10 protein-coding genes are annotated in these 11,802 nt (G+C 58.5%); 4 read left to right on the top strand and 6 right to left on the bottom strand.

What is annotated here, in order from left to right:
* The 5 genes from HF921_RS05940 to HF921_RS05920 form a co-directional block, all read right to left on the bottom strand.
* A partial coding sequence (locus tag HF921_RS05940) for a TolC family protein (RefSeq protein ID WP_215893498.1) occupies positions 1-1,181 on the bottom strand: 1,181 nt, incomplete at its 3' end.
* Positions 1,182-1,227: 46 nt separating this feature from the next.
* Positions 1,228-2,541, bottom strand: a complete 1,314-nt coding sequence (locus HF921_RS05935; protein ID WP_215893497.1) for a sensor histidine kinase — start codon at positions 2,539-2,541, stop codon at positions 1,228-1,230.
* On the bottom strand, positions 2,538-3,200 hold the full coding sequence (locus tag HF921_RS05930) for a response regulator (protein WP_215893496.1): 663 nt from the start codon (positions 3,198-3,200) through the stop codon (positions 2,538-2,540). Before HF921_RS05930 ends, HF921_RS05935 begins: the two co-directional genes overlap by 4 nt.
* 89 nt (positions 3,201-3,289) lie before the next feature.
* Positions 3,290-3,601 (bottom strand): PepSY domain-containing protein, encoded by a 312-nt coding sequence (locus tag HF921_RS05925; protein WP_064218933.1) that lies wholly within the window; start codon positions 3,599-3,601, stop codon positions 3,290-3,292.
* A 211-nt stretch (positions 3,602-3,812) separates the two neighbouring features.
* Positions 3,813-6,176, bottom strand: a complete 2,364-nt coding sequence (locus tag HF921_RS05920) for a TonB-dependent receptor (protein ID WP_215893495.1) — start codon at positions 6,174-6,176, stop codon at positions 3,813-3,815.
* A 327-nt stretch (positions 6,177-6,503) separates the two neighbouring features.
* Here HF921_RS05920 and HF921_RS05915 point away from each other — a divergent pair, with 327 nt between their 5' ends.
* Positions 6,504-7,106 (top strand): cytochrome b/b6 domain-containing protein, encoded by a 603-nt coding sequence (locus tag HF921_RS05915; protein WP_215893494.1) that lies wholly within the window; start codon positions 6,504-6,506, stop codon positions 7,104-7,106.
* A 19-nt stretch (positions 7,107-7,125) separates the two neighbouring features.
* Here the strand turns inward: HF921_RS05915 and HF921_RS05910 are convergent, their stop codons facing one another.
* Positions 7,126-8,061 carry a hypothetical protein gene (locus HF921_RS05910; protein ID WP_215893499.1) on the bottom strand — a complete coding sequence of 312 codons (936 nt, stop codon included), beginning with the start codon at positions 8,059-8,061 and terminating at the stop codon, positions 7,126-7,128.
* 105 nt (positions 8,062-8,166) lie between these two features.
* Between HF921_RS05910 and HF921_RS05905 the strand changes: the two genes are divergently transcribed.
* The 3 genes from HF921_RS05905 (at position 8,167) to HF921_RS05895 (ending at position 11,651) form a co-directional block, all read left to right on the top strand.
* A complete protein-coding gene (locus HF921_RS05905; RefSeq protein WP_064218937.1) occupies positions 8,167-8,841 on the top strand; it encodes a heavy metal response regulator transcription factor in 675 nt (224 codons plus the stop codon).
* Positions 8,819-10,261: a heavy metal sensor histidine kinase gene (locus HF921_RS05900; RefSeq protein ID WP_064218938.1), complete on the top strand. Its 1,443-nt coding sequence runs from the start codon at positions 8,819-8,821 to the stop codon at positions 10,259-10,261. Before HF921_RS05905 ends, HF921_RS05900 begins: the two co-directional genes overlap by 23 nt.
* Before the next feature lie 85 nt (positions 10,262-10,346).
* Positions 10,347-11,651, top strand: a complete 1,305-nt coding sequence (locus HF921_RS05895; RefSeq protein ID WP_215893493.1) for a TolC family protein — start codon at positions 10,347-10,349, stop codon at positions 11,649-11,651.
* Positions 11,652-11,802: the final 151 nt, after the last annotated feature.

The raw sequence follows: 11,802 nt of genomic DNA, 5'->3' as shown, positions 1-11,802 counted from the left end.
GGTACCTGCCGCTCCAGCGGGGTAATTTCCTGATGCAACCGGTGCAAATCGGCCACCAGCGCGGTGATATCGGCACGGGTCTGAAAGAGGCGGGCGGTGTAAGCGGCGTGCAACTGCGCACGGGTGGCTTCGGACTCGGCGATAACGCCGCGATTGCGGTTCCAGAGCGGGATATCGAGACTGACACTGGGGCCGATGGTCTGGATATTCGAGGTATCGGCCGCCCTGGAGACGCCGATGGTAAATCCCGGATACTGGCCGAGGATGGCACGTCGTACCCGCGCTTCCTGGGCCTGATAGCCCGCGCGCAGCGCCAGCAAATCGAGCCGGTGGGCATCCGCAAGGGTAACCAGACGGGCAGCATCGGGAATATCCGGTTGCGTTTGCGGCGCCCGCAGGGAAAGCCGCATGTTCGGCGGCAACCCCATCATTTTATTTATATTCTGCCGCACGGCAGTCACCTGCCGGCGCAGCGCCAGCATGCGGTCCTGACTGTCCAGCCAGGCGATTTGCCGCAACGAAGTGGTGGTGATGGTGGCGTCTCCCAACCGGAGATTCTGGACCGAGGTCCGGTAGAGCCGATCCGTAGTCGCTGCGGCCTGTTGCGACACCGCCTCTTGCTCCTGCAGATAATACAGTTGCCGGGTCAGTATCCGCGTCTGGTTGGCCACCATCCATTCCTGCCAGGCCACCTGATACTGCACCGATTGCGCTTGCGCCCGGGCAATATGCAGGTTCGCAGCGCGGGTGAACAGGCTGGCGAGACTCCAGCTCAGCCCCATGCTGTAGGCGTTAGTGTAGCCGGCTGCCACATTACTGGGTAGGTCGGCGCTCAGGGCAAGCTGCGGATCTGGCAAGAGGCCGGCCGCGAAGACCTGCGCCTGGGCAACGCCGACTTGTGCGCGCATCGCCCGCAGGTCCGGATTGAGCAACACGGCCATTTCCCCGAGATCTTCGCCGGACAGGGGCGCGTGCAGGTTTACCGGTTGGGCGCTGGAGGGATGATCGTGGCGCAGGGCGGCAGCCATTTCCTGCTCCACCTTCGCCATGGTTGGCAGCTGATCGCGTAAGGGCTGTGCGTGGTAGCTGGCGCAGCCCGTCAGAAAGCACAGAGGAAGGACGACGCGTCCGTGAAGCGCGACAAGGCGCCACCAGCCTGATCTCTCAAAAATCGAATACATGATCCCTGCGCTCCGTGAGGGGTATGGTAGCACCATGTTTTATGATTCAAGGAGACGTGACAAGGCGCTGTCGATACATAAAAACCAGTCCTTGCCGGTCGCTCCGCGAGCTGAGTGTTATTAGTCCGCCGAGTTGATCGGCAATATGACGAGCGATGGTCAGACCCAGACCGCTACCGCCTTCCGCGCTGTCCGGCAAGCGGTAAAATGCATCGAATACCCTATGCGACTCCTCTGGAGGAATGCCCGGACCACTGTCGATGACTTCCACGATCCCCTCTTCGCCATCGCTATGGATTCGGATGGTCACCTCACCGTTTTCCGGGCTGTAGCGCAGGGCATTGTCGACGGCGTTGCGTAGCAGGCTACGCAACGCCGCTTCCGTCCCCTCTACCCACAGCGCACCTTGCAGCTCCAAACCAAAATCGAGGTTTTTCTGCTCCGCCAGCGGATGTAGATCTTCCACCACCAAGCGGGCGATAGCGGCAAGGTCCACCGGCTGATGCGCTGCCTCTGCCGCCTGCTGACGGGCCAGACTCAACAACTGATCGAGCAGATGACGGGATCGCTCCAGGCCGCTTTTGAGCGGCAGCAAGCGTTGTTTGCATTCGGCGAGGGATTCCGCCCGTTCCAGATTCTGCGCCTGGAGTGAGAGTGCTGTCAGAGGTGTCCGCAGTTCATGGGCGGCGTCGGCGACAAAACGGCGTTGCTGGGTCATCAGCAGCTTGACCCGTTCCAGCAGGCGGTTGATGGCCCGCAGGAAGGGGGCGATTTCCTCCGGCACCTCGCTTGCCGGTAAAGGCTCGGGATATTCTGCGTTCTGCGCATCTGCCGCCTGGGCCAGGGCATGCACGGGTGCCAGACTGCGCAGGACCAGATAGCGGGCGAATACGATCAGCAAAGGCACCAGCAGCAAAAGTGGCATCAGGGTCCGCAGAGCGCTATCGAAAGCGGCGTCGCTGCGCACATCGGTAGATTGGGCAACGGCGAGTTTTTTACCCGGCGCTACCCGACGGACAAAGACGCGCCAGTTCTGACCGGCCACGTCCACAGTGTGGAAGCCGCCGCTCAGGTGAATCGGAAGCTTGAGCAAAGGTGCGGTCAACGGCTGGGATGTCGTTAAGGCTTGCACCACAATGCGCGCATCGGGATCCACATCCAGGGGGGTCGCAACGGGCTTTTCCACGGTCGGCCAATGTTCCGGGGGGATCAGGACCGCGATCTGCCGCAAGGATGCATCCTGGTATTCCTGTGCCTCATCAAAGGCGAGCCAGAACGATGCCAGGCCGGCCAGTAAGCCCATACACACAATAGCCATGCTCAACCCGACGGACAAACGGCCTTGCAGAGAACGTGTCATGGCTGGCGCGCAACCATCCAACCCGCCCCACGGACATTTTTGATGGCCTTCGCACCGAGTTTTTTGCGAATGCCGTGGATCAGAAAATCAATGGTATTGCTTTCCACGGACTCATTCCAGCCATATAAGCGCTCTTCGAGCTGGGCACGGCTGAGAATGGTGCCGGGGCGCAGCAACAAGGCCTGCAGCAGTGCGAATTCCCGGGCAGTCAGCAGGACCTGTGCATCACCATGCTGCACTTCACGGGTGCTCAGGTTGAGTTGCAGCAATCCATTGCTGAGTATCGGGGTGGCCTGCCCGCCCTGACGGCGGATGATGGCGCGCAAGCGGGCCAGCAGTTCATCCATTTCAAAGGGCTTGACCAGATAGTCGTCGGCGCCGAGGTCCAGGCCATCGACCCGGTCCGCCAGCGCATCGCGGGCAGTAATGATGATAACGGGCAGGGTGTTGCCCGTGGCCCGGAGCTTTCTCAGCAGATCGCGGCCGTCCAGCTTGGGCAGACCCAAATCCAGCAACACCGCCTGGTGCTCCTGGTTGCCGATGGCCCGCCATGCGGTTTCGCCGTCCCGCACCCAGTCCACGGCATAAGCCGCATCCTGCAGAGCCACCGTGATGGCTTCGCCGATCATTCGGTCATCTTCAACAAGGAGCATGCGCATAAGATGGTCCCAGTATATTCCCGGTGACTTTGCTCACCCCAAAAACCCCGTCCCCTCAAAAGGGAGCGGGACTCTCGCAATGTCGGTGATCAATCCGGATGCGCGCCTTCGGTGGAGTTCTCCAGAACGGCTCCGGTTTTGGCATCGACGCCTAGCTCATGGGTGACTTTGCCATTTTTGATATCGAAAGAATAGCGCAAACCGCTCCCACCTTTCTCCTGCTCCAGTTCTTCGTCCGTGATTTTGCCGGGGTACGCCTTCAAGGCAATAGTCCGAGCCTGTTCGATAGTTACCTTGGCATTACCCGCCAGATTCTGACCGGTGAAGGCGAAGGCGCTAAGGGATGCTGCGCTCAAAATGACACCCAGCACGCCAATGGCCACTTTATTTGATATTCCCATGATGTCGCTCCTTTCCAAGATTGAAGTCTGGTGGATGCTTGTGCTTCCACCGTGTCGTTCACTCTACCACCTCGGAATTAGCGCAGGCTTAGCGCCGGCCAAGCGGAGATTTCTGAATGCAGGCTCGCCATCCTACAAAAAATATCGGCAGGAAAGCCCCAGACACAACACGCTGGAACCTTTCTGCCGAAAATTACCAACAACGGTAAAGCTAGAAGTCTACCGCAATACTTCCGTATACCGTCAGCGGAGCTCCGGGCAATGCCAGCACCTGCCCAGCCGAGTTCCCTCCCAGGAGGCCGCCAGCCGTAATATACTGAAACTCATTGTAATGATTATTCGCAAGATTGAGGACGTCGACACTCAGCTTGACATCCTTCAAACCCGGAATACTCCCACGCGTGGGGATGGTACTGTCAAAACCCAGGTTCACCGTACCATAGCCCGGCATTTTCTGCAGGCTGGGCGCAGTCGTATTGTTATTAAACATGCTTTGCGCGCCCGTGTACTGATACCAGACTCGCGGCTCCAGCAACACGCCCGAGAGATAGTAGCTGTACGCCGTGCCGATATTAAAGGTGCTGCTCGGCACGTTGGATACCGGCAGCCCGTCATAACTGACACCGCCGGTCACGTAATGGGCGAAGGTCGCCTTCTCGAAATTGAGATTGGCAAAGACATGCAGATTGTAAATCGGGTCATCTTCCAGCGCCATATTGACACCCTGATAGATGGAATCACCATTCGCGTCACCCAGATAATTACCATTGGCATCGTAGAACGGAATATATTGGTTGGTATAGTGCAGATGGTAAAAACTCGCCAGCAGGAAAAAATTATGCAGGTAAGCGGCATCCCTGAAATGAATCTTTATGCCGGCATTGTAATCGGCGCTTTTTTCCAGACTATAAAGCGGTGGGGTATTTTGATACAGACCACCGCCGCCGCCCACCTGCGGCTCCTTGTAAGCCTGCGCATAACTGGCAAACACCGCCAGCCATTTCATCGGCTGCCAGTTGAAATCCACCGAGGGCTCCACCTTGGTGAAGCTGTTGCTGGCGGTCGGTAGCGTACCCTGATTATTCTGCGGATACAGGGCATAAGCCGCGGCGAAATCCGACTGCGCGGCAGGCGTGTAACGCGTCTGATAATTGATGAAACGCACGCCCGGCGTGATATGCAGGTTTTTCATCGGACTGATCCGATCCTGGATGAACGCGGCAAGGTCGGTCTGGTCAAAATAGTCGCTGCGGTAGTGCGCGTTGGGCACAGACGCCGAGCCGTAGTACGGCGGGTTGGTATTGTAAAAGGCGTTCCGCGAGTTATACCGACTGTTCAGGAAGAATCCACCCACGTTCACGTCGTTGTAGGGCAAGGCCACCGAAAACCACAGTTTGTCGCCGTACACATCGGTATGAGGGTTATTGTATTCGTAGAGGTTCTTCGGATTGGACAATCCGTAGTTGTTGTAGTGGAAATGCAGACGGTGGCCGTTGCGATACCAGAGCGTGTTATGCAGACCCACCATGCTGTCCAGTGCAAGGTTCAGTTTGCTATAGACCAGCCAGGTGGTATTGCCGTCCCGTTTGAACCAGACATTTTCCGGCAGTGAGGCATAGTACCCTGAGGTTGCCTGACTATACAGCGGCGAGTTTGCCGTACCATCCATGGTCACGCCGGCAATAGGGCTGAGGGGGATGGATACCGGCCGGTAACCGGAACCTTTCGCCAGGTAGGCACCCAGTGAAAAGTCACCGTTGCTGAAGGTATTGCGGGTTTTCAGGAACCAGGCGTAGTTATAACTGGGGTTGGCAAAACCATCCGGGGTTTGCCGGTAGCTGTTGCCGGAACCGGAACCGCCCGCCAGGATGGTGGACCAGCCGTCTATGCTCCCGGTGCGCACATTGAAGACGATATTCTTGGTATCGTAGCTGCCGTAGCTCATTTTGATCGAAGCACCGGCTTTATTTGTGGGCTGCAAGGGAACAAAATCAATCTGGCCGCCAATGTTGTTATACCAGCGATCCACCGGGTTACCGGGACCATAGGTGATGCCGATGCCCTGCAGAATGCCGTTCTGCGGCACCTGCGGACTCTCCCAGAGGCCAGTGGAGGGGTTCACCATGGGAACGCCGTCAAAGGTGACGGAAAGACTGCCGTTGTCAATCTGGCCACCGGAGAAACCGCCCCAACCCTGCTTGATCCCGTTCACGCTGATGGAGGTCTTGGTGGAGCCGGTGTATCCATAGCTGGAGACGCTGACGCCCGGCGCGTAAGACAACGCCTGCGCGCTGCCGCCTACCGGGCCAGCAGCCGCCAATTCATGCTTGTCCAGCACTTTCACCGATTGCCCTGAATTAAAACGGTGCTTCTGGGTAAGGGACTGTGCCTCACTGCTCCCAAGATAAGAACTTCCCTGTGCAGCGGCATTGACCTGACCCACCTCGACGGCAGCATGGCCGGCACTTACCGTGCTGGCAGTAACGCCATCGGCCAGGGCAAGAGCGCTCGACAGCATCACCCCGGATGCCATGAGCGCAACAATTATAGGACGTAAACTCGTGGTGTTACACATATTCAAGACACTCCCTAGGTATGATCGGCAGCCCTAAAGAATCTTTTTAAAGCGTCTTTGGGCTTTTCAAAGAGAGAGCATCATAATCAATGGATGTGACGATAACGTGACAACGCGATGACTTTTTTATGATATTTTTAGGGGAAATCTAAAAATGCGGATGATACACCTCTGGATACATGCGATGCCCGCCTTCGACAAAAGGCGGCTATCTGACGTGTAATCGGAGCACAAGGTATTGGTCTATATAACCTAGTCAGCGGGCAATGCTATCATCAGAAGCCAAATCGTGCTTGCGATTTACCGACACCCAAGGAGGATCAGCCTATGGAACAGAGTTCAACCCCGCATGTCACCTACTGGAATACTGGCACACGCCTCCTTCACTGGGGCATGGCGGTCACCGTGAGTTTTCAGCTCCTCATCAGCCTGATCATGGAACATCCCAAGCCGGGTCGGGTGCTGACATCTACCCAGGCCCTATCCTTTGAACTCCATGAGTGGGTGGGCCTGGCTGCGGTTGGGGTCATCATCGCCCACTGGGTATGGAGCGCACTGCTCACCCGTGACGACAGTGGCTTCCGCCATCTGTTTCCCTGGGATGCCAAAGGGCGGGCGAAACTCCTGGTGGAATTACGCCAGATCCTGCGGTTTCAATTACCCCAGGGAGGCCCCGAAGGGGGACTGGCGGGACTCGTCCATGGGCTGGGATTTCTCGCCGTCTCCGCTATGGCGGCCACCGGCGCCGTACTTTTTTTTATTTACCCAAAGAACGGTGCGGAAACACCCTTCGTCGGCAACGTCGCCGATCTGCATAGCCTCATCGCCAACCTCGCCTGGGTGTACTGGTACGGCCATATCGGCATGGCACTGTTGCACGAGATTCTGGGTCACCGGGTTCTGGCGCGTATTTTCCTCCTTCGCCAGTAAACCGTAAACCGCCCCCTAATTATTCTTTACGATGTGGGGTGAGATAAACCCAGACCGCCAGAAAAAGGAACGCGATGACGTAGATATTGGTGGTACCCAGGACATCGCCCTTATTCGCAGTGGCGCCCGGCAGAAATGGTGCGCCCCAGCCTTCCGCCGTGGTCCAGACGCCGATGCTGTAGGCAATACCAACAGGAATCACCCAGCGCAGGCCACGGCCGATGATCAGGTAAAAAGCGATAATACTTTCCATGATCGCGGCAAAATAACCAAAGAGCACCGGCCCGACCCAGGTGATGATCGTGATGAAGAAGCTGATGTAAGCGGCAATCCATGCCGGCTCGCCCGGCAGGGCCTGCTGCAGGTAGGTGACCGCATGATTGATGAAATAGGGCTGCCATTTCAAGAACGCATCGAAGGCCCAGAGCAGGCCGAACAAGACACGCGCAGTGTGTATGGCCGGTGCAGAAATAGGACGATGCGGTACTTTACTGAGACTCAGCCCCTCCCAGCTCCGTGTCCAGATTACCAAAAGGAAGCAGAGCGCATAGATGATGGCGGTGCCAGGGTCGGTCGCGCCCTGGGTGTAGGGGCCGCCAAAACCGCCAATGGTACTCCATAGCCAGAGGTTGTAAATCACGCCCACCCAGGCCAGCAGTGGCAGGCCGATACCGGTAATAAGGGAAATGGCTAGAATGGCGTCGAGCGCTATGGTCGCATACGCCACATGCTGCGCACCCAATTGCTGGACCTGTTGCGCCATCCAGTGACCATAACTGGCGATCCAGGCGGGTTGCCCGGACACCCAGTCAGCATCGAAGGTGCCGAGAAAGTGAGTGCTGTAAGCAGGATTAAGTTGTAACCAGGTATTGATCAGCCAGATCAGACCAAAAAGGATGCGAACAGCACCGAAAGCCTGTTTACGACGCGATTCCAAGGGCTGGGGTGTTTTCATCATACCTCTCATTGTGTCATTAATAATGCGGACATTCTTCAGGAAATCGACAAGAAGGTCAAAGGTCGGAAAATCTTTTGCCCTGGATTATAAAGAACAAATACCATGAAAATATTGATCATCGAAGATGAGCTAAAAACCGCCGCCTTTTTGAAAAAAGGTTTTACGGAGGAAGGGGATGTCGTAGATATCGCGACCAATGGTATAGACGGACAACATCTGTCGGCGACAGGGGATTACGACGTCATCGTACTGGACGTCATGCTGCCACAGCGGGACGGCTGGTGGGTGTTGCAGGAAATCCGCAAGCGGCGGGCAGATCAGCCGGTGATCCTGCTGACGGCGCTGGATGCCATCTCGCAACGCGTGAAGGGTTTGCAACTCGGCGCCGATGATTATCTGGTCAAGCCCTTTGCCTTTTCTGAACTGCTGATGCGGGTGCGCAATATTCTGCGCCGCTGTCACGTGCGCGCCGAAGACGTGCTCCATTACGCGGATCTGGAGGTCGATCTGTTGCGGCATAAGGTCTGGCGGGCGGGAGAAAGCATCGGCCTTGCCCCTCAGGAATATCGGCTGTTGGCCTATCTGATGCGCTTTCCCGGAGAAGTGCTGACCCGCACACGGATCGCCGAGCAGGTCTGGGATATGAATTTTGACGGCGACAGCAATGTGGTGGATGTCGCGATCCGGCGGCTGCGCAGAAAGGTCGACGACCCCTATTCCGGCAGGCTGATTCATACGTTGCGAGGGGTTGGTTATGTTCTTGAAAGACGCAACTGAAGCCTTCCGCCGCGTTACCGGTTCGATAGCTGTACGTCTGACGTTATGGTACGCGTTGCTCAGTGTTTTATTGATTGTCGCCGCTGGCGGTACCTTGTATTGGGTACTCGTGGAGCAATTGCAGCAGGTCGACAGCCAGATTTTATCCAGCAAGATCCATGCAGTGCATAGTGCATTGGGTCGACATGCCGGGAATGCAGCGGCGCTACGACACGAAACACAATTGGAGGCGAGTACGATTCGCGGCGTATTCATCTGGGTCAGCCGCCCCCCTGTCGGCATTATTGCCCGCGGTCGTGACTTCAATCCGCTTCTGGATAGCTCACGACCATTCACGAAATCGCCAAACACTCTGCAAAAAAAAGAGTGGAAATGGAAAATACACGATCACGATCATTATCTGGTCATGGCGCAACGCTTTGCAGGTAATCCGTCCACAACGATTTATGTCGCCATCAGCACCACGCAGAATGCGCAATTTTTGGCCATTTATCGGCGGGCGCTGCTGCTGGCGACGACCCTCGTCCTGCTGGCGGCGGTGGCGGCGGGCTATCTGATTGCCCGCCGGGCTATGCGACCGGTCGCACGGTTGGCGCAGATTATCGATGGGCTGAGCGCCAGGCAATTGCATCGGCGCGTTGCCGACGAACCCTGGCCGAGCGAGCTACGTAATCTGGCGACCAACTTTGACCGCCTGCTGGGTCGGCTGGAGACCTCCTTCAACCGTATCTCGCGCTTCTCCGCAGATATCGCCCATGAACTGCGCACGCCCCTGCATATCCTGCGCGGCGAGGCGGAAATCGCACTTTCCAGAGGCCGCAGTCCGGCGGATTATCAGACGTGCATCGAGTCGGCCATGGAAGAATACGGACGGCTTTCGCGTATGGTGGACGCCCTCCTCTTTCTCGCCCGCGCGGAGCAACCAGATGCCCAGCTCGACACACCGTTGCTGGACAGCCGGGAAGAAGTAGCGGCAGTCTGCGCCTTTTATCAGGCGATGGCCGACGAGTCGGACATCACGCTGGTCAACAAGGCCAGTGGGCCAGTAGCGGCAAATCCAGGGCTGTTGCGGCGCGCGCTGAGCAATCTGCTCGGCAACGCGCTGCGCCATACCCCTGCGGGCGGGCAGATCAGCATCCGAACCGCCATTCAGCCATCGCTGTTGCAGATCATCGTCAGCGATAGCGGCTCCGGGATAGCGCCCGAGGACCTGCCGCATGTGTTTGACCGCTTTTATTGCGCGGATGCGGCACGTCTGCGTCAGGGTCAGGGCACCGGGCTGGGGCTCGCCATCGTGCGGTCCATTATGCAATTGCACGGCGGTGAGGCCACACTGCAGAGTGAATTGGGGACGGGCACCACCGTCACGTTATCTTTCCCGATTATCGCGGCGGAAACTCCGGCATCGCAGCCAAGATGACGAATCCGTCAGGTTGCTGTCATCTTCCGGTTCCCTGCTTTTGCGATGATGCGCTCATGGTCCGTTTTAATGTAAAGGTCGGTGCATGATACACAAAGCCGCAACACGGCGGATAACGACCGCGCTCGGAATCGGCGCCTGCCTGCTCTCGAGTATCGCCGCGGCGAATGACCTGACTTTACGGAGTGCCATCCAGCGGGCGCTGGTCAATCAGGCGGTGGTGCAGCAGGCGCAGCACATGATCGCGGAGCGCCGGGATCAGGGTCGCGCGGCGCGTGCGGATCTATTGCCCGCCCTCTCGCTGAGTACCGGGGGCGTCTGGACCCAAACCCAGAACGGCCAGCCGCGCTTTGTCAGCGCCAATGGCGCGCGGGAACTGATCGGACAGGTTCGCCTGCAGATCCCACTGTATACGCCGCAAGCCTATGCCTTATCGGCGCTGGCCCGCAACCGCTCGGCCATCGCCCGTTACCAGTTGCAGCAGACGCAGCTTGCGGTCGCGGCGCAGGTAACCATGGCTTATTACCAGATGGCGTTGGACGCCAACACTCTGGCCGTCTGGCGCAAGGCGCTGGCGGCCGCGCGCCAGATGCTCGTGGCAACACAAGAGGGCTACCGGGCGGGGACCCGCTCCCGCTTGGATCTGAGTCAATCCAAGTTGACCCTGGTGCGTATCCGGATGGGACTCGATCAGGCGCGGCCGCGGGCGCAGGCGGCGCGCCAGGTGCTCGCGCTGCAAACCGGTTACACAACGGCGGCGTTACCCGTGCTGGCGCGCGTCGCCGTCCCACGCACGGCCTTGCCGGGTACCAATACGCTCCGCCAGCAAGCCGATCAATCGCAGCCGCTGTTGCGCGTCGCCGATGGCGAAATTCAATCGGCGCGATCGCTGTTGCACTACCGGCAGGCGGCGCGGCTGCCGATCATCGCCGCCACTGGCGCCTATGGGGTGGACACCTCGACACTGCCGCAAAGCCAGCGGTTGGGCTGGCAGGCGATCCTTAGCCTGCAGATGCCCATTTTTGGCTTTGGCCGCAACCGGGATCGCGTCGCCGCGGCGCAGGAGCAAGTGGCGGCCATGCGGGCCGCCAAGGCGGCGCTGCGACTGCAGATTCGCAGCCGTCTGGCAGCCGATTACGGGGCGGCACAGGCGGCAGCAAACGCCTTGCAGGACGCTCAGACGCTGGCCCGGACCGCACGGACGGTCTATACCATGACCCGCAAGGGCTACCTCGCCGGTGCGGAGAGCGCACTGGCGTTACAACAAGCGGAGAATGACTGGGTACAAACCCAGTTGCAAAGCGCGGGTGCCGCCATCCGCGCCCGCCTGACCCGTGCGCAACTGGCATTGGATAGTGGCTTGTTGCCCGATCAAAGGAAATCGTCATGACCCCTCGCCAACGCTCGATGATCCACATTTCCCCACGCTGGCCCGCCGTTATCGGCCTCGCCATCCTGCTCTGGCTGACCGGCATGAGCGCGGCTTGGGCGCTGCCGGTACGCGTAGCCGCTGTCGCCTCCGCGCCGGCTCGGCAGGAGAA

Origin of the sequence: Acidithiobacillus ferriphilus, from assembly GCF_018854775.1 — a bacterium.
Taxonomy (GTDB): domain Bacteria; phylum Pseudomonadota; class Gammaproteobacteria; order Acidithiobacillales; family Acidithiobacillaceae; genus Acidithiobacillus; species Acidithiobacillus ferriphilus.
This window is presented reverse-complemented; position numbering and strand designations above follow the sequence as displayed.

What these genes read in the sequence shown, in the direction of transcription:
- HF921_RS05935 (WP_215893497.1), bottom strand. Translation starts at nt 2,541, where the DNA reads ATGACACGTTCTCTGCAAGGCCGTTTGTCCGTCGGGTTGAGCATGGCT.
- HF921_RS05930 (WP_215893496.1), bottom strand. Translation starts at nt 3,200, where the DNA reads ATGCGCATGCTCCTTGTTGAAGATGACCGAATGATCGGCGAAGCCATC.
- HF921_RS05925 (WP_064218933.1), bottom strand. Translation starts at nt 3,601, where the DNA reads ATGGGAATATCAAATAAAGTGGCCATTGGCGTGCTGGGTGTCATTTTG.
- HF921_RS05920 (WP_215893495.1), bottom strand. Translation starts at nt 6,176, where the DNA reads ATGTGTAACACCACGAGTTTACGTCCTATAATTGTTGCGCTCATGGCA.
- HF921_RS05915 (WP_215893494.1), top strand. Translation starts at nt 6,504, where the DNA reads ATGGAACAGAGTTCAACCCCGCATGTCACCTACTGGAATACTGGCACA.
- HF921_RS05910 (WP_215893499.1), bottom strand. Translation starts at nt 8,061, where the DNA reads ATGAAAACACCCCAGCCCTTGGAATCGCGTCGTAAACAGGCTTTCGGT.
- HF921_RS05905 (WP_064218937.1), top strand. Translation starts at nt 8,167, where the DNA reads ATGAAAATATTGATCATCGAAGATGAGCTAAAAACCGCCGCCTTTTTG.
- HF921_RS05900 (WP_064218938.1), top strand. Translation starts at nt 8,819, where the DNA reads ATGTTCTTGAAAGACGCAACTGAAGCCTTCCGCCGCGTTACCGGTTCG.
- HF921_RS05895 (WP_215893493.1), top strand. Translation starts at nt 10,347, where the DNA reads ATGATACACAAAGCCGCAACACGGCGGATAACGACCGCGCTCGGAATC.